This is a genomic window from Peribacillus sp. NPDC058002 (assembly GCF_042886655.1).
In the GTDB taxonomy this organism is placed as follows: domain Bacteria; phylum Bacillota; class Bacilli; order Bacillales; family DSM-1321; genus Peribacillus; species Peribacillus aracenensis.
The window spans coordinates 1-20,603 of record NZ_JBHVQU010000072.1 but is presented as its reverse complement, the minus strand read 5'-3'; the positions used below and the strand labels follow the sequence as shown (position 1 = coordinate 20,603).

Annotated in this window: 20 protein-coding genes and 1 pseudogene; 1 reads left to right on the top strand and 20 read right to left on the bottom strand. The window is 39.4% G+C overall.

Annotated elements, in window-relative coordinates:
- The 14 genes from ACFVSH_RS14125 to ACFVSH_RS14065 all read right to left on the bottom strand — a co-directional run.
- A partial coding sequence (locus tag ACFVSH_RS14125; RefSeq protein WP_387706466.1) for an MFS transporter occupies nucleotides 1-334 on the bottom strand: 334 nt, incomplete at its 3' end.
- Between the two features lie 87 nt (nucleotides 335-421).
- Nucleotides 422-2,020, bottom strand: coding sequence for a long-chain-fatty-acid--CoA ligase (locus ACFVSH_RS14120; protein ID WP_387706465.1), 1,599 nt, complete (start codon nucleotides 2,018-2,020; stop codon nucleotides 422-424).
- 870 nt (nucleotides 2,021-2,890) lie between these two features.
- On the bottom strand, nucleotides 2,891-4,678 hold the full coding sequence (locus ACFVSH_RS14115) for an adenine deaminase C-terminal domain-containing protein (protein WP_387706463.1): 1,788 nt from the start codon (nucleotides 4,676-4,678) through the stop codon (nucleotides 2,891-2,893).
- A 118-nt stretch (nucleotides 4,679-4,796) separates the two neighbouring features.
- The gene (locus ACFVSH_RS14110) at nucleotides 4,797-6,398 is read right to left on the bottom strand and encodes a benzoate-CoA ligase family protein (RefSeq protein WP_387595380.1); all 1,602 of its coding nucleotides are present in this window, start codon (nucleotides 6,396-6,398) and stop codon (nucleotides 4,797-4,799) included.
- Between the two features lie 353 nt (nucleotides 6,399-6,751).
- Nucleotides 6,752-6,946, bottom strand: a complete 195-nt coding sequence (locus ACFVSH_RS27095) for a PaaD-like zinc ribbon domain-containing protein (RefSeq protein ID WP_463357606.1) — start codon at nucleotides 6,944-6,946, stop codon at nucleotides 6,752-6,754.
- Nucleotides 6,936-7,586, bottom strand: coding sequence for a Phenylacetic acid catabolic protein (locus ACFVSH_RS14105; RefSeq protein ID WP_387706461.1), 651 nt, complete (start codon nucleotides 7,584-7,586; stop codon nucleotides 6,936-6,938). Before ACFVSH_RS14105 ends, ACFVSH_RS27095 begins: the two co-directional genes overlap by 11 nt.
- A 1-nt stretch (nucleotide 7,587) precedes the next feature.
- Nucleotides 7,588-7,818 (bottom strand): hypothetical protein, encoded by a 231-nt coding sequence (locus ACFVSH_RS14100; protein ID WP_076368864.1) that lies wholly within the window; start codon nucleotides 7,816-7,818, stop codon nucleotides 7,588-7,590.
- Nucleotides 7,815-8,141: a metal-sulfur cluster assembly factor gene (locus ACFVSH_RS14095; RefSeq protein WP_387706459.1), complete on the bottom strand. Its 327-nt coding sequence runs from the start codon at nucleotides 8,139-8,141 to the stop codon at nucleotides 7,815-7,817. The genes ACFVSH_RS14100 and ACFVSH_RS14095 overlap by 4 nt, the downstream gene beginning before the upstream one ends.
- A complete protein-coding gene (locus ACFVSH_RS14090; RefSeq protein WP_387706457.1) occupies nucleotides 8,142-9,080 on the bottom strand; it encodes a Phenylacetic acid catabolic protein in 939 nt (312 codons plus the stop codon). It lies immediately after the preceding gene.
- A 149-nt stretch (nucleotides 9,081-9,229) separates the two neighbouring features.
- On the bottom strand, nucleotides 9,230-10,135 hold the full coding sequence (locus ACFVSH_RS14085) for an MBL fold metallo-hydrolase (RefSeq protein WP_387706468.1): 906 nt from the start codon (nucleotides 10,133-10,135) through the stop codon (nucleotides 9,230-9,232).
- A 305-nt stretch (nucleotides 10,136-10,440) separates the two neighbouring features.
- Nucleotides 10,441-11,322, bottom strand: a complete 882-nt coding sequence (locus tag ACFVSH_RS14080) for a PaaX family transcriptional regulator (RefSeq protein WP_207437903.1) — start codon at nucleotides 11,320-11,322, stop codon at nucleotides 10,441-10,443.
- Nucleotides 11,323-11,420: 98 nt separating this feature from the next.
- A complete protein-coding gene (locus tag ACFVSH_RS14075; RefSeq protein ID WP_387595368.1) occupies nucleotides 11,421-11,849 on the bottom strand; it encodes an acyl-CoA thioesterase in 429 nt (142 codons plus the stop codon).
- A gap of 93 nt (nucleotides 11,850-11,942) precedes the next feature.
- Complete coding sequence (locus ACFVSH_RS14070; protein ID WP_387595365.1) at nucleotides 11,943-12,746, bottom strand: enoyl-CoA hydratase/isomerase family protein; 804 nt, start codon at nucleotides 12,744-12,746, stop codon at nucleotides 11,943-11,945.
- Between the two features lie 287 nt (nucleotides 12,747-13,033).
- A complete protein-coding gene (locus ACFVSH_RS14065) occupies nucleotides 13,034-13,183 on the bottom strand; it encodes a hypothetical protein (protein WP_387706455.1) in 150 nt (49 codons plus the stop codon).
- A gap of 50 nt (nucleotides 13,184-13,233) precedes the next feature.
- Here ACFVSH_RS14065 and ACFVSH_RS14060 point away from each other — a divergent pair, with 50 nt between their 5' ends.
- Nucleotides 13,234-13,641 (top strand): Hsp20/alpha crystallin family protein, encoded by a 408-nt coding sequence (locus tag ACFVSH_RS14060; protein ID WP_260287482.1) that lies wholly within the window; start codon nucleotides 13,234-13,236, stop codon nucleotides 13,639-13,641.
- Between the two features lie 67 nt (nucleotides 13,642-13,708).
- Here the strand turns inward: ACFVSH_RS14060 and ACFVSH_RS14055 are convergent, their stop codons facing one another.
- From ACFVSH_RS14055 to ACFVSH_RS14030, 6 genes and pseudogenes are all read right to left on the bottom strand, one after another.
- Nucleotides 13,709-16,840 carry an SbcC/MukB-like Walker B domain-containing protein gene (locus ACFVSH_RS14055; RefSeq protein WP_387706453.1) on the bottom strand — a complete coding sequence of 1,044 codons (3,132 nt, stop codon included), beginning with the start codon at nucleotides 16,838-16,840 and terminating at the stop codon, nucleotides 13,709-13,711.
- Complete coding sequence (locus ACFVSH_RS14050; RefSeq protein ID WP_387595354.1) at nucleotides 16,837-17,982, bottom strand: exonuclease SbcCD subunit D; 1,146 nt, start codon at nucleotides 17,980-17,982, stop codon at nucleotides 16,837-16,839. The genes ACFVSH_RS14055 and ACFVSH_RS14050 overlap by 4 nt, the downstream gene beginning before the upstream one ends.
- 162 nt (nucleotides 17,983-18,144) lie before the next feature.
- Nucleotides 18,145-18,573 carry a DUF2621 domain-containing protein gene (locus ACFVSH_RS14045; protein WP_137018029.1) on the bottom strand — a complete coding sequence of 143 codons (429 nt, stop codon included), beginning with the start codon at nucleotides 18,571-18,573 and terminating at the stop codon, nucleotides 18,145-18,147.
- A gap of 80 nt (nucleotides 18,574-18,653) precedes the next feature.
- Entirely contained in the window at nucleotides 18,654-18,959 is a 306-nt protein-coding gene (locus tag ACFVSH_RS14040; RefSeq protein ID WP_260287484.1) for a DUF3219 family protein, read from the bottom strand.
- 129 nt (nucleotides 18,960-19,088) lie between these two features.
- The gene (locus tag ACFVSH_RS14035) at nucleotides 19,089-19,316 is read right to left on the bottom strand and encodes a sulfurtransferase TusA family protein (RefSeq protein WP_387706451.1); all 228 of its coding nucleotides are present in this window, start codon (nucleotides 19,314-19,316) and stop codon (nucleotides 19,089-19,091) included.
- Nucleotides 19,317-19,356: 40 nt separating this feature from the next.
- A pseudogene (locus ACFVSH_RS14030) lies at nucleotides 19,357-20,411 on the bottom strand (YeeE/YedE thiosulfate transporter family protein).
- Between the last annotated feature and the right edge of the window lie 192 nt (nucleotides 20,412-20,603).

The window sequence follows — 20,603 nt, the reverse complement described above, 5'->3', positions numbered from 1 at the left end:
TTGGGCTATAAGGCCCTTCGAATGCGCCCAGTAAAATCCTGTATAGAATCAATAATGGAAGAGCGGTAATGGCTAAAACGCCGAATTGCAAAACAGTCCATGTCAGCATGATGAACCCAAGCACTTTTTTAGCCCCTAGCCGATCAGCCCATGCTGCCCCAAAAATCCCTGTTACTGGGTAGAGCCAATAATAACTGCTCCCAACAAGGCCCCACTCCGCATAGGTAAGATTGAATTCCTTCATGATGGGAACAGCTGCGAGACCCACGATCGATTTATCTGCAAAATTGATGACGGCTCCAAAGAATAATAGAATGAGAACAACCCAACGCATTTAATTCCCTCCTCTGCTTCATTTTTGTTCACAATACTGATCTACCAGCCAACTTAAGCTTCATAAATGAAACCACATCCCCCTCTTTCAATCCTTTTCCAATTCTTCTTTAACTAACAATCTTTTTAATAGTTTACCCACTGTATTCCGCGGAAGTTCTTTTCTCAATTCAAATACTTTTGGTACTTTATAAGGAGTCAATTGGGAATAACAATATCCTTCTATTTCTTCAAGGTCCACGGAAGCGCTTTCTTTAGGTACGATGAATGCTTTCACAATTTCTCCTTTTTCTTTATGGGGGATGCCCACCACAGCTGCCTCTTTTATTGCCGGATGTTCATATAGAACACCTTCTACCTCCTGCGGATAAATATTGAATCCGCCGACGATGATCATTTCTTTTTTCCTGCCGACTATATAGAAATATCCTTCATCATCCATCACCGCAAGATCGCCAGTATATAGCCAGTCATTCTGTAAGGCCTTTTTTGTTTCGGCTTCGTTATTCCAATAACCCTTCATGATTTGCGGGCCTTTTATAAGCAACTCCCCGACGCATGTGTTAGGCACTTCATTGTTTTCATCGTCAATGATCATACAGTCCGTGCCTGGAAAAGGGATGCCAATGCTTCCTATTTTCCTTTTTCCGAATGGCGGATTGCGATGAGTGGAAGGAGAAGCTTCCGACAAACCGAAACCCTCTCCGATTTTGGCACCGGTCAGCTCCTCAAATCGCTTGATTACTTCAACCGGCAGTGGTGCGGATCCACAAGAACAACTTTTTAAACAATTCAGTCCACAGTTTTCAATTCCAGGATGATTGACAAAAGCATTATACATCTTTGGAACTCCTGGAAAGAAAGTCGGACGGTACTTTTTTATTTTTGCAAGTACATCTTGAAGTTCGAATTTAGGAAATAAGAGGATGGCAGCCCCAATATAGATCCCTAGATTCATCGCACTTGTCATGGCATAAACATGGTAAAGAGGCGTAGCTGCCAAAACGATTTCTTCACCAGGTTTCAGGGAATTCCCATACATTTCAAAACTCTGCACGACATTGGAGGTTAAATTATGGTGGGTAAGCATAACACCCTTCATCTTCCCAGTCGTGCCGCCAGTATATTGGATGACTGCTGTATCTTCATACGGGCTTATCATTTCGGGCTTCTTAATGGCATCTCCGGTTTGAATCATCGTTCGAAGGGAACAGGAGCCATTTTGATCATTTTCCGTATCGATGCAAACATCAAATTCATATATCCCTTTCGTTTCTTCGATTGTATTTGCGGCCGTTTGGTCAAATACAATATTCTTGGTATCCGAGTCTATTAAAATTTGCAAAAGTTCCCGCGGTTTATACAGGGGATTAATCTGTACAACTATCAGACCCAGTGCCTGTGCGGCGTAATAACTGATTATGAAATTAGGGTGGTTGGCCATCATCAGACCAATGCGTTTCCCTTTGACAAAGCCCATTTCTCTCCATTTCCCCGCAAGTTTGTCTACCTGCATTTTTAGATTCTTATAATCCATTGAATGGTCTTCATAAATGATCGCTGTATGGTGTGGAAACTTCCTTACTGTTATATCAAGCAGTGAATAGACCGATATTTCCGGCAGCTCCATAGATTTCATTCTTTCAACATACCATTGCTCCCATGGTTTATTTATTGTTTTTCGCACCAGTTATCCCTCCGCACATAAACGAATTTCATATCGTGCATGTTAGATTTATACTTATTATTATGCAACTTGCATGCCAAGTCCCAGTTTTGTGTAAAATCGCTTTGTAGTAAGACCCTTCAATTCATAAATGAATTTTATTCAGTTATAATGCCTTTCTAGAGAGGATTCATCGAAAAACCAATAATTCATTTTTGAATTTTTTTTAAAAACTCTAATTGGTTTTCTAGCGATTATGAAACTAGTTTTTTACCATATTATAGATTATACCTACTCACAAATCGTCATTTTGATTTTATCCATGGGTTTTATAAATTTGAATAGCCCATCCAGCAACGGATGGGCAAGTGTAATATTTATTGAAACTTGGCTAACGAGTCCATTAAATAAAAGGCTGTTTTCGCATACTTTGTTGCTATTTACCAAGTAAAGCGGTGTGGTTGATTTCCCCTCCAGATGCTCGCTTTCCGCGGGGCGGGCGGTGAGCCTCCTCGGCGTAAACGCCTGTGGGGTCTTCGCTCCAATCAACGTTAAATCGTTTCGTTTTAAAAACAACAATCTTTACGAAAAGAGCAAAAAAAAAATCTATAGCTCAACTTCCATTCCTGGATTTTTAGCTTTTGCGCATTCGCAGACTGATTTTTTCGCTGTGTCCAAGAATCATCCATAGTTGGTTCAATCGTTCAGACCATCCAGTAAAGATCATATATACAATCAGTCACTTTTTAGTCTCGTTAATAAAGTATAAAACAACTCGAAAAATCCAGGACCGATTTGCAATTCCCAGGGATTTTTTGATGACCGCATTAACAAAAATCAGGCTGCCGTTTCCCCAGATCCTGTGGTGATACGGCAGCCCTAGAGCCAAAACTACGCGTTCATTTTGTTTAAAAAGTTCGTCATGGATATGGAAGGAAATAAGATTCTATCGGTTTTCACATCGTATAGCCCAAAGGGATTCAAACGCAGCCCAGGAAGAAAGTCGCAAGTTAAGAATAATAAAGTATACAAAATGTCGTGAAAAGGAAAGCCTCTCGCTTGGAGCACCTTTAATAATTTATCATTAAATTCAACTGCCTTTTCAAATGAAGGATCAGAAGTCATCATTCCCGTAAGCTGTAGTGGAATTTCAAGTATTATTTCATTGCCATCAACTATTGCGATTCCTCCTCCCAGTTCATGAACTCTTGAAGCAGCTTTTGCCATCCCCTCTGGATTTCTTCCGATGGTGAGCAAGTCTGTCGTTGTGTTAAAGGTCGAGGCCATCCCATCTAAATTCAACGCAAAGTTTTCTAAAATACCTTTTGTAACCCACTCCCCCTTTCTATCGATAAGAGCCGCATACATAAGTCCCTCTTTGGCCGAAAGATCGACATAACCATTCTTGGCTGGGAGAACCAAATTCTTCAGTTCGGTTATTACATTACTAACAAAATGAATAACAGGGACTGAATCATTTGAAGAGGTGTGTGGATATAGATACAAATCATGATTTTCCAGAATTCCTCTTGAAAAGGAAAATGTATTTTCAGGTAAATACTTTTCCCAATCCAAATCTGGCATTTGGATCGTCAATTCTCCATTTTCTGCAACAATTCTCCCGTTTGAGATCACTAGGTCTGGACGAAACTGCACCAAATCAGGCAACAATAATATATCCGCTTTTTTACCCGGGGCCAATCCGCCAATATAATCGTCCTGTTTAAGGTATGTAGCCGCATTGATGGTGACCATCTGAATAGCTTCCATAACCGGTACTCCATGTTCCACAGCCTGCCTTACAAGTCCATCGACGAATCCTTCTTTTTCAATAAAAGATGGATGCGGACCATCCGTAGTCATCAAAACCCTGCCCGTACTTACCTGTCCATCTGTAATCAGCTTGATTATTTTTGACAAGTCAGGACGAAGCGAACTGTTTCTTAGGACTGTCCATAAACCCAACCGTAAACGATCCAGGGCCTCTTCCGCCGTTATCGCTTCATGACAGGCACTTATACCTGAAGCTGCAATAGAATTTAATTTTTCATAAGAGCACCCCGCATTATGCCCATCAGCTATTTTCCCCATTTTTTTAGCTTCATCTATAATATCGAGTAAAACCGGATCCCCTTTGTATAGTAAAGGCCAACGAGTCACTTCTGCTGTTCCAAGTACTTCTTCAATCGAAAGAAGGTCCATAATATCCTCTTTATTGAACCAGTCCCTTTCACCTGGATATCCAGCCTGTGAAACTAATCTTATTAACCAAAAAACGTTTCCTGGCAGTTTTTTCAACTCACCTAGAAGCCTTTTAAAGCCCGAGTGACCAAAGTGCAAATAAAAAAATAAGTTATCATTCACTGTAGTGGTAGTCCCCAACGGCAATACTTTTGCGGTGATACTTATAGGATTGTATATTACCCAGGGATGCGCATGAGTTTCGATGAATCCAGGAGACACATACATACCATTGGCATCTATTACAGTGGTGTTTTCATTTATCTTCACTTCATTTTCCCCTACATATGCAATGCAATCTTTATACAACGCAATATTTTGCTGAAGAAATTCACCAGAATAAACATTAATAACCGTTCCGCCTTTAATGAACATATCAGCGGGTCTTTTGCCTTGTGCCACTTCGACCAATTCATTCCGGTATGCTCTTGCATTCACTTTTCTCGCCCCCATCATTCAAATGACAATTGAACATTTTTTCATGCTGGATGAATCCCCCTTATTGAAGACATTCATTTTGAGTCCACATTCAAGGAGATTGAATCCTTCTTCTTGTTTACCATTGTGATTTGATCCCTGACTCTCTTAATTTAAATCTTTGTATCTTTCCTGTCGAAGTCTTAGGTAACTCGTTCACGAATTCAATGTCGCGAGGGTATTTATACGGTGCTAACACTTTTTTGACAAATCCCTTTAATTCTGCTTTTACTCCTTCACCTGATTCCGCATTTGCTTTTAATACTATAAAGGCTTTTGGCTTTATTAAACCATTTTCATCCTTTACAGCAACAACAGCCGTTTCCAGTATATCGGGATGTGATAAGAGTGCGTTTTCTATTTCTATTGGCGATACCCAAATTCCATTTACCTTCATCATGTCATCATTGCGGCCCGCGTACCAAAAGAAGCCATCTTCATCCTTAAAGTATTTATCTCCTGTCACCAGCCAATCACCAATAAACTTCTTTTTGTTTTCTTCATTAAGATTCCAATAAGAGGCTGCAATGCTTTCTCCCTTAATTAAAAGGTCTCCCACTTCATTCACCTGAGTTTCATGACCTTGTTCATCCACTATTTTAGCTTCGTAACCGGGAACGATTTTTCCTGTGCTTCCTTGCCGAATATTATCTACTTGATTGGAAAGGTATATATGAAGTGATTCGGTCGATCCAATTCCGTCTATAATATCCAATCCGAAAACTCTCTTCCATTGTTCGATATAAGAAGCCGGCAGTGCCTCTCCTGCTGATACGCAAAGTCTAACTGAAGAAAGATCATAGGTTTCCTTCGTCTTCTCAAGGTAATTGAGCATCGATCCATACAGAGTCGGGACACCAAAAAAAATGGTTGGACGATACTTCTCTATCGTCTCGAACACCTTATCTGCAGTCGGTCGGTCAGGCATTAAAACAGTGGCGGCCCCGGCTCCAAAAGGAAAATACATCGCGTTTCCCAAACCATAAGCAAAGAAAAGCTTCGAGGCCGAAAAAGTAATGTCATTTTCGGTGATTTGCAAAATGTTCCTGGCGTAGTTTTTAAAGGCTTCTTCCATATCGGTTTGTAAGTGAATAACCCCTTTTGGCTCACCTGTACTTCCTGATGTATAGAGCCAGAACGCTTGATCATTTATGTTACTAAAACAAGGGGGCAGATCTTTATTTTGTCTGCGAGTAAGAGTTTGGAAAGAATGTTCGTTTACTTCCTTCAGGTTTAGATCACCCCCATCAACCAAGATGACATGCCTCAAGAAAAGTAATCTATCTTTAACAAGCTTTAACTTCTCCCACTGTTCACAAGTAGTAACCAACACTTTGGAACGGCTATTATTCAAAAGATACTCATAATCCTTTATGGGCAAAAGCGTATTGGATGGAACCGGGATTGCCCCAACCTTTATTGCACCGAAGAAACTAATGATGAATTCTGGAGAATCATGTAATAAAAGCAGGACGCGCTGTTCCATCTCTATGCCCAGTTCTTTTAATGCCGCACCAAATTGATTACCAAGGGTATCGATTTCTTGATAGGTATAAGATTGATTATCATAATAAATAGCCGTTTTGTCCCCTATGCCTGCCTCAATGTTTTTCTGGAAGAAATTATAGGAAGCATTGTACAACGCGCCCAATCCTCTAATTTTACATTCGGTTTTTATCACACATTTACCCTCCTCAATAAGCTACTGGTTTTAGAAGCATCATCCCACCGTCTCCTTTATTCCATAAAGAAGATGGCTGCCATATAAATCCGGATAAATCCCTATCCTTCCATTTTCAAAATCTCCTTTGTGGAAAAAGGCCATTCATTTGGAAACGCTATACGAACTAATTTGAGCAAATCACCTTGCTGACAATTCTTTTTCATTCAGTAACCGCTTTCAAATCAACCAAACCTCCAATAAAGGGTAAAGTAATTCCATCAGACTATGAAACTTATAGTCTCATATCCACCTCAATATTTTACACATTCACAAGTGAAAAATGCACTGGAAAGGCTTTTAACAAGTAGTGACTACCCATTAGGATCAGTTGGCTCATGAGGTCGATCAGCAGAGAAAGAACCTTTCCATCGTATACTTTCAAAAACCGTTTTACAGTTTAGACAATAGTATTGCCTAACGAGCTGTGCAGTACCGAAGGATGAATATAATTCAACATTTTTGCCATCACAAAATGGACATGCCGGATTTTCCTTTTCAACGGGCATTTATTATCTCCTCGTCCCTTAAACGCGGAATTAAAGATTCCTTATAGGAGTTCACTAAATTACTATTTACAGGAAGGATCTCGTTTTCAATTAGCACACTATTGTTTTCCACTTGTTTCAACCAAGTAATTACTTCTTGTTCACAAAGTTTAAATGCTCTCCCGAAACGGGCAGGAATTGAGCCTCCATCATTCAGTAACTTGAGTGCCCAGTTTTTCGAGTACAGAATATGCTCTACCTGTTCTCTTGCCAATTTATTGAATTGCAGTTCGATTTCACTGCCTTTTTGGTTGCTGGTCAAAGCGGTTATCAATGTATTGAATGCCGTATTCATAGAATAGAGCCCTGCAATCAGCTGTATCCACTCCCCGATTTGAACAATGCTGTCAAACGCTTTACCCGTTTGTTCCTTCACTTCCTTTTTGCTGCCTTTTCCGCTCTTCAAATTCGTTCCCCAATTATAGAGAAGGCGGGCATGACCTAGCTCTGATTGGGCCATTGCGATTGCGGCAAGGGTCCCTTCTAAGTCTGGACCACTGACACCGACCTCAACAAGACGATCTCCTAAAATGAATTTATTATCAGCAATCGTTTCTATCAAGGTAATCAATTCAGTGTTGCCATTTGTTGAATTCACCATATTAAATCACCCTTTTCTTAAAAAATGGTTCTGCTTCTCTAATGCAAATCATGTTTTCCCGCTTGACTATAAACATTTCCACCCATTTTTCTTCATCATAAACATAACGGGCATAAACACGTGCCAACTCATCATTATCGGCTTCAACTGTTCCAATATGCATTAAGTCATCACCACGATTGATTCTTGAAAACACATCATATTCAAAGTTTTGGACCTTATTATCACTCATTTTGAACTGACCCCCCAGGACTTTAATATCTGCCTGCCTGCTTCACTCATTTGGTCGACCGTCCAAGCTGGACTCCAAACCACCTCTATTTCCACTGCATGAACACTTTCTTCTTGAAGAAGCCTTTTTTTAATATCACTTTCGATCCACTGCATGCACCCGCATCCCGTTGAAGTATATGTCATCGTTACATACGCTGTACTCCCTTGCTTTTCTACCCCATAAATCAAGCCCATATCCACGATGCTTATAGGAAATTCAGGATCAGAAACTTCTTGTAACGCATGGATTAATACCGGATCCTTATATAACGTCCCACCCATCTAAATCGCCTCTTCTCGATATGCATCAAGTAGCTGATATCCTTTTTGAATCCGGTTAACGAACTCCTGATTTTGTGGACCACGCTGCTTAAACCGGTTGATGACATTATCCCACGTATCCGGTTCATCATATTTCCACCGCTTGTTTTCCACATCGAATTTACATGGGAAAGGAACTTTCAATTCATACCTTCCAGTCCCTTCATTATAATGAGCAGGTAGATTAAGTCCGAGGGATTCACAGAAAGGAACGGCAGTGGACATCCATTTCTGCCTTAATTCATCATTAGTCTTTCCTTTCAATTTATAATCCAGCTGGGCTGACCTGCTTTTCAAGTTATCTGCTACCCCGAAAAATTCTAGGGACATGATGAACATCCAATCAATCGCTTCTTGAACCTGCTTAGCCGTTTCAGGATCTTTCATGGCTGCCTTCATTATGATTTCCCCATTTCTTAAATGGAATAGTTCCTCCTTATCAACTTTGACCAATGCCCGTTTCCAGGGTCCGTATGATGTATGTTGGTGCGCATCTCCCAATAAGGTGTAACCTGCTCGATCAAATAATCCGTTGAATACTCCCAATTCAACCCAGTTATCTAATTTAAAATCAAACGCATATGGATTCTTCCATCTATTTGGCGATCTCTCATATAACATGTATTGAACGTTTTCTCCCAAATCCTTTAATAATCTGTACGCAATATGCGCATGTCCGATTTCATCCTGCATAACTGCAAGTGCCGTGATTTTGTAATTTAGATTAGGGGCATCTTTATAAACAGTCAGAAGTGGCGGAACACTTAATAATTCTGTATCCGCAACTATCATCAATGTCTGTTTCAATGCCTTTTTATAGTTTTCATCCATATCTTCCAGTCTCTCGACCACAAACCCGGCTTGGATCTTACCCATCAAATCATTTGTAAATCCTGACATCTGTCTCTCTCCCATCATATTATGTTTTTTGAACTATCGTCTTATATAAGTAATATAATAATTTACTTTATCTGGTTAGTCAACACTTTATCAGATTTTTCAGAAAACAAATAAAACGAGATGCACAAAAGTGCAACTCGCTTTATTTGTTATAATTCGTAGCGAAACATACCGCCATTTGAAATTTTTTGTATTCTTTTTTCTTCAACTAAATATTCCAGATGTGCTAACGTTTCTGCAATGGCGAATCGCCATTGATGATCAGTGAGCTTCTTTTGTTGAAAAAGTTTTTCCGTAACTTCATACGCCACTTTATTTGTTTCCAGAATGGTTAAAATAGTCGTTAAACGTTCATGATGATGTTCAATGATTTCCTTAGCCCTCTGGGCAAGATTCATTATTGGTGTTCCATGGGCCGGATATGCAATGCTAACATCCTGATCAACAAGTTGATACAAAGTAGAAAAGTAACTTTTTAGAGGGTTTTGATCGGAATTTGGCCAAAGACTAATATTCGGAGTGATCTTATTCAAGACAACATCGCCTATTAACATGATTTTTTGGGTATTTTGATAAAAACATAGATGTCCCTCCGCATGACCACCATATGTTTTGACACTCCATCTTCCTCCTGGACTATCTATATAGGTTTCTTGAAAACTCTCAATCTCAGGAAGTGGACTCACTTTATTCGAGAAAAACAATACGTTTTCCCTCACTTTAGTCAACAAAGGCTCAGGTACGGAATGTTTACCAAATAATTCGTAAATTGCTTCAGCCTGTTTTGTATTCCCGCCAAAGACAGTTTTAATCATCTGGGCTTCCGCATCACTCATATAAACTCGAGCTCCGGTTTTTTGCTGCATCCAGCTGATTAAACCAGTATGATCAGGATGAAAATGTGTCAGGATAATCTTTGATATATCTGTTGGTTTAATGCACAACTCTTCAAGGACTTCTTCCCAATACTTCTTGGCGATTTCTGTTGGAAACCCAACATCCACCAGTACGATTTCTTCTTTCATTCGAAATAAATAACAATAAACATGCTTCATGGGGAATGGAACAGGTATGCCTATGCGAATTAAATAATCCGTTATTTGTTGATAGTTCCCAGATGGCTCAGTAATGATCATCACTCCCTAAAACTGGTTTCCAATTGTGTTGAAACGCAAGCAACGCTTCCTTTCTATCTCCTGTTACGGCTGTTCACTCATACGCTTTTGATTCTAAAGCAATGCCTAAAAGTAAAACGGCTGCGTTCCCCTTATTAATCGCATATTTGTCATAATCAAGGCCATCCAGCTCTTCCAAACCTTTTTCTGTAACATGGATTTTTCACTGCATAAAACCTCTCATATTAATCATGATAGATTTCTGAAAAAGGGTTAATGGCTTTCTCACGATTTACAAATCCTGCTTTATCAGGCGGATATTCCATGATTGATTCAAAATATTTCACTGCTTTGACTGAGGTAAGCTGATGAATATTCCAAAATAGCTCCCTAGCCTTGATTCCATGCCAGTCTTCAGGTAATAAATCCAGCGGGAAACTAGGGTCCAGGAAAAGGAACTTCCTATATTCGTGAACAAGCCGGGTTCGTTCATAAAAACACTCTTCATTTGAAATGCTATCTTCCCATACAGCCTGCTGCATGTCCTGAAGCTTCGTTTCATATTGCTGTATGAAAGTTAAATAGTTTTTGTTTATTTCATTTAAATTCCAACAAGCACGTAAAATCTCCTCATTCGAGTGGGTGATGACTTGACTGGAACTGAAAATAATCAGGTAGTCCTTTAAATCATATGTATCCATCAAGGTCAGAACTTGTTTTTCCAATGGATTGGGACTGACCCAAATACTATTGGACAAAAGCCCGAAACCTGTCCAGCTCAATTCCTTACGCACTTGATTCCTCAGCACTCGCTTCTCCTCAGGGATGGAGTATGTAACAACTCTCCACAAACCATCCCAATGATTATTCCGGATCGTATAAACACGTTTGACACCATCATCCATATTGCGTTTCCCTTTTTGAGTTAATGAATAATAGCTTTTATTGCCTATTTTTCGCCCAGTAATTAAATCCTGTTGAACAAGACGCAGAATAGCTCCACGTACAGAGGATTCAGAAACACCAAAATGCCCCATCATTTTAATAAGTGTCCCAATCCATACTTCCCCACCGTAGAATTGGACGAAATCACCAAAAAGAGTATACAATAATGACCTTGGTTTCATGTTGATTCTCCTGTTCTCATAAAGCCTTTTCTTCTTAATGTAATCTAAATTGGCTCAATTTTCAAACTTGTTGGAGATAAACATCCCTTCATATCCCGCTATATGACTTTTAATATTCTTTTTACATTTTCCGGAATTGGTACAGCCTTAAGCCCATCATCCCCGATGGAAGTCCAAGCGCGTATTTCATAACCATACCCGGTCCTTTTTTCCCCACAATAAACTTCATGATGAAAGCGAATGGTCTTTGTTTTCACCTCATTCACATGAGTGTATACTGTCACTTCATCGTCATAGTACAGCGGTTTTTCAAAAGTGCACTTTGCTTCAAGTAATGGAATGATTATTCTCTTCTCTTCTTCCAAATATTTAGGGCTCATATTTATAGAACGAAAAAAATTATGTCCCGCTAAATCGAACCATTTATAATAATTCGGATAATAGACAATTCCTGCTCGGTCTGTATCACCCCATTGAATTTGAAATTTCGTTTCGTTCACGCGCCTTTTTAAATGAGTTTCTTCCATTATATACACCATCCTCCCAATAGCATTCGTAGTAAAAAAGCAATATCGGCAGGAACCGATATTGCTTTTTTTACTTTTAAAAGGACAAATCAATCATTTACCTTTCCACTGTGGTTCACGCTTTTCAAGGAAGGAAGCCAAACCTTCTTTAGCATCTTCAGAGCGGAATAAAAGATTCTGTATTTCCCCTTCATAACGAATCGCCGCGTTTAAAGGCATTTCTTTACCGTTCATTATCGATAGTTTTATATTAGTTACTGCATAACTAGCTTTACTTGCGACATTTTTGGCATATTCCAATGTTTTTTCACGTATTTCATCTTGTGGGAAAACCCGATCTACTAATCGTATTTCCTTAGCTTCCTGAGGTGAGATAGACTCCCCTGTGATATTCAGGTCGATTGCCTTGGAGTGACCAACTAATCTAGCCATACGTTGTGTCCCCCCAGTACCTGCAAGGACCCCAAGGTTAACTTCCGGTAAACCGATTTTCCCAGCATTATCACCCATAAAGCGAAGATCACAACCCATCGCCATTTCCAGTCCCCCACCTACCGTGTGACCTTCGAGGCATGCAATCCAGATTTGCGGTGAACGAGCAATTTTATCAAGAGTTTCATTACAGAATAAGCAGAATTGTGTTTTAAAAACCGGATCTGCAGCTTTAAGGAAGTTAATGTCCGCTCCGACCGAGAAGAATTTAGGCATATCACTCATTAATACAGCAACTTTCATATCTGGATCAAAACGAATATCATCAATTGCAGCATTTAATTCTTTGTAAAAATCAAGTGTATAGGCATTAGTCTTATTAATATGAAGATGTACCTCCGCTACCCCAGTTTCTTTGTTTTTTTGAATTGTAAGCGTTTGCTTTGTTTCGACTGCTGTATTCATTCTTCAACACTCCTCTGAATTTTGTATTATGTTTTATTTCCTTCCGTTTATATTACATAATATACTACTAAATTTTCCGAATTGCAATTATTTTTGGTAAATTATTTAAAATTTACATTTAATATGTTATTTGTAGCTGTATTAACAATGATATGGAATGCCATTTTGACAGCAGTAAAAACCTGGTTTTGAATATTAATATATAAGATAGTAATAGGGACGAGCTTAATAGAAAACATCATCGATTATAAAGAAATGACCAACTCATATAGAATTGGTCATCACTTTCATAAACTTCCTGCTAATTGATAATTCCCTTTAATACCCACACACACATCGTTTCTTTTCTTTGATTCCTTTTTAAAGACCTTGGTTGCCATTACATTTTTTGAACCACTTTCCCGGAATCTTTTAACATCATCCATTTCTTTCACCATTCTTCATGCTCCAACATATAATACCTCAAAGGAAAACCGGGGGTATCAACATGCAAGACAATCAACATGGATCGCAAATGAATGAGGTTGACAAGTTTGATGAATGGGTAAAAAGTTTTTTTCTGGATCCGGAAACTTGTGCGTTGGATCATCAACTTTTTTCAATTGATATTTACGAAAGTGACGATGAATATATGGTGGAAGCGGTTTTGGAAAATCATGATGTGAAAGATATAAAAGTTTGCCTATGTGATAATGAGCTATCGATCATCGTTGACGATACTGATAAGCCAATTCTTGAAAAAAAAGAAGATACACTGCCCACACAGAGAAAGATCCCTTTCCCCTTTTCGATTTGCTCTCGAAGAATTACCGCTGAATTCTCGAATCCGATCTTGGTGATTCGCATCCATAAGTTTTCCCCCGGAAAAACGGCTGAAGATATTAACATTGAGTAGTTCTTTCATAAAAATAAAAAGAATGGCCTAGGGAACCACTTCTCCCTTAGCCATTCTTTTTTCTTGATTATCCAGCAAAATAAAAGGACGTCCGACTTCCATTTTGTGTGGATATGACTTGCAGCTGTGCATCGATTCTTTCTTTCAATTCCGGCACATGGGAAATTATCCCTACCAGTCTACCGGTGCTTTGTATATCCATTAATGCTTCAATCGCATGATCAAGAGATTCAGGGTCGAGCGTACCGAAACCTTCATCGATGAACATCGTTTCAAGTGAAATACCGCCTGCATTCTGCTGGACAACATCCGCAAGACCCAAAGCAAGTGCAAGGGATGCCTTGAAGCTCTCGCCTCCCGAAAGGGTTTTGACATGTCTCTCATGTCCTGTATATTGGTCATACACAGATAACTCCAGACCGCTCTGGATGTTCCTGCGTGTAGGATCAAGCTTTCGCAACAGCTGATATCTGCCGCTTGTCATTTTCAGCAACCTTGAATTAGCTTCTTTTAAGATATCATCTAAAAAGGCTGCCAGTACATATCGTTCAAAAGTTATTTTGAAAGAGTTTTGACCTTTGGAAATCTCAGACAGATGACCGACGATACTGTACCTTTCATCTAAACTTTTCTGATCTTCCCTGATTTGCGACAATTTCTTTTTGATTTCTTCGTTAGTCCGAATTTCAGCCTGCATTTCATTCTGTTTTTGCCGTAACGACTCCAATTCTCCATCTATGAAATCGAAAGTCTTTTTCAATCCTTCAAGATCTGGTTTGACCACATCTTTTAATTTCATTTCCAAATCATGAAACAGACTTAAAACACTTTGCCAATTTTGATTATACTGTTGTACTTGCTCCTCCAAATTTCCAAGAGCTGCTTCCGATTTTTTTGCTGCCGTATATTCTTTATAATTGGAAAAGCCTTGATTGGTCATATCCGTAATTAACTTTTCCCGCTCCTCTTTCAATTCTGTATTTAAGGCCTCTATATTTCCACTTAGGGATTCTTTTTTTGCAATGATGGCCGATTCTCTTTCCTTCACCAGTTGGAGGTTTTTTTGTGCATCTTCCAAGGCCGATTGTAAGCGTTTCTGTGTATTTACAGCCATTTGATAAGCTTCATTATATCCTTCCTCAGTCCGTATTCCGTCTGGCAGGGAATCGGTTAATCCTGTTAGTTTTGTAGAGTTTTCAATATACCTCGTTTTCCCTTGGTCCTCTTTTCTCTCTAAAGAGATCATATTATCCTTAAGCTGGGATGCTTTCTCTTTTAAATCCTGCAACCTTTTTTCCAAATCATTGAATAGAGACTTTTTCCGCATCAATTCTTTTAGCTGCTCTTGCAGCACTTTTCCTTTTTGTCCAAACTGTAGCAAATGCGCATCAATATTTTCATACCTAAACTCTGGCATATCATTTTGTAGGTCACTAAGCTTCTCTTGTGAAGACTCCACCAGTGCATCATATTTGTATTTCGCTTGATAATATTCACTTTCCGCTTTGCTTTTTTGTTGCTCTGCAGTGTTCAGCTTGTTTTCTTGCTCTTTCAGTTCCAAATCCGTCGGCATATGCTCATGCAATTGCGCAGGTTTTGGATGACTTAGCGAACCGCACACAGGACAATTTTCTCCAGAGTGCAGCATGGAAGCAAGCATACCCGCTTGACCAGATCTCCAGTTTCGGTTAAGGGTTTCCAGTTTTTCCTTCTCCTGAATTTGTATTCTTTGCAACTCTTGGAACCGATTATCCTTATCATCCAGAACTTGTTTCGTATTCTGGATTTCATTAAGAACTTCTTGAAGTTTTTTAATCTTCGATAACGATTGATTATTTCTTTCTGCTTCAATTTCCTGATCACGATAAAGAACAGCCGCTTTTTCCGCTTCTGTTTTTTCTTGAGCGACTTTCTCCGCTTCCGCTTCAACGGCCAGATGCTCCGAAACAGTTTTTTCCCGTAGTCGTTTACTAGTTTGCCACTCTTTTTCATCTAAAGTAACCTGTGCTTTTAAGCTTGCAAAAGTCATGACAGCCTCTTTTACCTGCTCAAGCTGATGAACAGTCCGTACTGCCTGCTCTCTTTGATTATCCTTCAACTTTTCCTTATCATAGGAATCCTGCTTCTCAATGCGCTCAATCCGTAACTTCTCGGACTGCTCACTTAATTTTTGAAGTTCGGCATTCGCCTCTTGTACTTGTTTGCCAATTCGCAAATAGTATTGTTCCTGCTTTTCAAGCGAAGCCGCTTTGTGTGCCATTTTTATTTGGACTTTCACTAATTCCATTTCTGGCAGCTTTGCTTCAAGGGCTTCCTTTTCATTTCGCAGTTTTTCTTTTTCCGAAAATCGGTTTAATAAATCGACAGCTTTTGAAAGTTCTTGATTTACTTGATCACGAGCTTTCTGCTTTTCCTGTATTTGTTTATTTATATTCTCACTTTTTTCTGACGCTTGCAAAATGACTTCCTGTAACAGCGGTAAGACCTGTTGTTCATTAGGCTCTTCCCCTTGTATTTGTGCCTGTAATTCTACATTATTGCCAGGCTGGATGCCTTTCATTAATTCAATTCGCCGCTGTGCACTTTTTTCACTTTCCTTTTTTAGGATGGAAGCCTCTTCTTTTAATTTTTCTTCTATTCGTTTATAAAGTTCAGTATGAAATAATTTCTGGAGAATCTGTTCTTTATCCTTGCTGTCGGATGTTAACAGTTTTCGAAATTCATTCTGAGGAATCATCAGGATTTGCCGGAATTGATTAGCGTCAAGTCCAATGAGCACTTTGATTTTTTCTTCAACTTCCCGTACATTTGCTCCCAGCAGTTTTTTTCCTTCTGCCAATATCTCATATAATTCAGCCTTTGCTCCAACCGTTGTTGTTCCTTCACCTGATTTTTTCTTGCGTTCCTGCTGCGGGGACCGGGTCACCAAATACGTTTTTCCACGCAGGGTAAATTGTAACGAGACTTCCGTCAATATATCATCTTCGGCAAACTGACTTCGTAAATCTGGCCCGCTTCGATCTTCACCACTGGCTTTTCCATATATCGCAAAACTAATACCATCAAATATCGTTGTTTTCCCTGCGCCTGTCTTTCCAGAAATGACAAACATCGTTCGTTCTCCAAGGGAATTAAAGTCTATGGTTTCCCTTCCTGCATATGGCCCAAATGCCTGCATCGTTAAAATATCGGGTCTCATTTCAAAGCCTCCTCTTTCTTAACTGCCTCAATTACCGAAACCATCAAATCCTGTTTTTGAGAATCAAAGTCCCGATCGGTCATTTCTTGGTAAAATGTTTCAAACAGGTCCAATTCTGATTTCCGTTCATCATTTACAGAGGAGAAAGATTTTTTTCTTCTAAGATCGGTCAAATCCCATTTACGCTCTAAATGTAGTACGTTCGGATAAATCTGGCGCAAGCGGTTAATAGGATCGATGAGTGCCCCCTCATCATTTAGTGTTATTTTCAAATAGTCATCCCTTTTTTGCGATTGATAAAAAACGGGATCGAGTAACTCTTCCATAACTCCGGATATTTCCCTCATATCGAACTTGGGTGCCAAAGATCGATAGCGTATATCAAAGCTTCCATCTTCTTGCATATCGACGATGGAAAGCGACTTATTTTGCTTTGCCTCGGAAAAAGAATATTTTAATAGTGATCCAGAGTAAAACACCTTAGGATGACGTATTGCGTCTGGGCTATGTAAATGCCCAAGTGCCGTATAATCGAACGCATCGAATAAATCGGATGAAACACAGCCGGAGCCACCTACAGACAAGACCCTTTCCGAATCGCTCGTTTTTCCGCCTAATACAAAAGCATGTCCTACGAAGACATTCGGCTCATCTTTATTGAAATTCTCGGCAATCGTTCCGGTTATCCGCTTCATCGCTTCTTGATGAGAATGGATGCTATCATCTTCAAAAAGATGGCGAACCGTCCCAGGTTCTGCATATGGAACACAATAAAAGTTCACGCCCTTGATGCGAACCGGCTCACATTTTTTTGTCAATTTCCCATGAATGTATAACTGGCTATGACGATACCATGATGAACCGAATGAGAGCCTTTCCGCAGAATCATGGTTTCCCGATATCGCAACGATCGGTGTATTCATTTTCACATTAATCGTATAAAGGATTTCATCAAGAAGCTCCACCGCTTCAGTCGGCGGAACGGAACGATCATATAGATCACCAGCAATCACGACCGCATCCGGTTTTTCCTCTTCGACAATTTCTATGAATTGCAAGAGTGCATGCCTTTGATCATCAGTCATATGTACACCGTGAACGATTTTTCCTAAATGCCAATCAGCCGTATGGATAAATTTCATAGTTTCACTCCGTCCTAATTTTTACTTACTATTATTATATCAAAAATTTAACGAATAGCATGGTTTGGGTACAAACGTTCTAATTTTTACCACACAGCCACATTTTTTTGAAAGATTCAGAATAAAAAAAGCAAACTCCATAAGAGTCTGCTTTTTTCATCATTAACTGAATAAGTGTTCATATGGACCCATATTCACCTTTCTTTCAGCCAATTTTTTTTGTAAAAATTTATGGTCACGTTTTGGTGTGGCAATGATATAGCCGCGTATCACTAAATCTTCCGTAATATCGCCCGCTTTTTCCTTTAACGCCAACTCTCCGATTTTCCCCGCGATTTTATGACGTGCAACATCACGAAAAAGTTCTGGCACAGGACTCACTAAATCTTCCAGTAATTCCTTTTGCTGCTTTGACCATAAGTGCTTTGTTTGTTCCAAATAATATTCTTCCCAATCCATATCGGATTTTCCATCTTCTTTCGGAAATCTTTTCAGGAACTTCCGAAACATGAAAAAGCCACCTATGCTCATCAATATAATTAATAGGGCTACCCAAAATAGAATAAACCATAAAAACCATCCACTAAGCAAAGTACCACCTCATATGTATAGAATGATCGTCACTTTTATTATAGACAGTAACCCATATCTTTACAAGACTGGCAATTCAATCATTCCTGACCGTTCACTTCCAGCAAGACAAGTGAAAATTCCCCCACCGCATTTTCTTCATATAGATTCGTGACCGTAGTTGCATAGTTAAAGATTTCTGCTCGAAACTCCTCGTTTGACTGTGGAATCTTTAAATCAAATACCATTTGATAAAGCAGTGTTGTAATATCATGATATTCACTATGTGTAACCTTGAAATTGAAACTGACTTTTCTGATTTCCTTTCCTTCAGAATCCTTTACAGTTTCAGAAAGAAAGTCAGTGACATGCAGTGGAACATCGTTTAAAATGACCTTGTCTACCATTATCAACATCTCCTTAATAAATTGGTTAAAGACATGTTATCACTTGAAACTTTCTGCTTCCAATTATTTAACCTCGAAAAAATAAAAAAACGTGCACAGGAAACCCGAACACGTTTTCTTCAAACCAGTTTATTTTCCCTTTTTCACGATTATACGCCATTTAGCATCATCGATTTGCTCAAACTCCGTGATTTCATGACCTTCGCTAGCAGCCCAACGCGGAATGCTCTCCGTTGCTTGTGTGCAATCGAAATTAATGATCAATTCCTCTCCTATTGCCATGTCCACTATCGCTTCTTTTGCTTCCACTAAAGGGAATGGACATACCATTCCAGTCGTTTCCAATACCTTTGCCATTTATATTCCACTCCTCAACTTATTTTTTTTGATTCGTACCTTATGCCGCTTTGGATGCAGCAGCTGTCTGCTTTTGCTTTCGGATAATCGTGAAATAAGTTGCTACCCATGTACCCAGCAGGAAAAAGACGATCGCGATCCACCCCTGCCAAGCAAATAGCGCCGAGTTCACCAGACCATTACCGATTGTGCATCCCCCGGCAACAAGTGCACCGAACCCCATGATCACACCGCCAATTGCATTGTTACGTAACGTTTTCATATCAGGCAAACGCCAACGGAATTCCCCGCTTCCTTTGGCAGCAATGAAAGCACCAAGGAAAATACCCAATACTAAAAACGTACCCCAATCGATTAACGCATCGTCTCCTGTTATAAGGAATGTTAGAATGTTCGCGGAAGGCGCTGTAATTCCTAGTCCGAACATCCTGCCTGTCATTGCACTTAGCGGCCATGCCATGATTGCAATAAGGCCGACCAATAATGCCGTAACAAAGGGATGCCACCGTTTCTCGAATAAGATGTGGGCCAATCCCGTTTTTTCGGTTTCATTTTAAAGATTGGAAGTTTCGGTTTTCTCATTTCACGAATCACCAATAGGCCAACCAAAAGTGTCACAATAATAACAAGCACCCATGGCGAAACATTTAATGTTTCATGAATATACGTATCACTAGTACGATAAGATAACAGATTATCTCCAGCCACTTTCCATACACCATATTTCGTCATTGCTGGCCCTAGCATATATCCAAAAAGGGCAACCCAACTTCCGATCATACCCTCTCCGGCACGATACCATGTTCCAGTGGCGCAACCTCCTGCCAGAACCATACCAATGCCAAAAATAAAGCCACCCACGATTGTTCCCAACCATGGAAAACCATCATTTCCAAACTGAATGACCCCTGTATCATTCAATGCATAAACACCAATACTTTGTATTGCTATTACAATAAATGTAGCTAAGAACATCCGTCCATCTTTAGCTAAAATCAAATCACGATATGCACCAACAACACAGAAACGGCCTCTTTGAAGCACAAATCCCAGCAGTAAACCACAAATAATCCCGAAGATAATCATTTGTAACATGAACGGTTTCCTCCTTAAGTAAAATATTATAATACCAATAAAATATAATCCTGATAAAATTACTAGGTTTTTAGGTGTTTTTTTACCTTCATGAAAAATTTCCAGGCAAATGAAAAACCTGAGTCATTTATCGACTCAGGTTTTTTGAATGTTCCTTTGATTGAATCCTACAGTACATGTATTACACCTGTC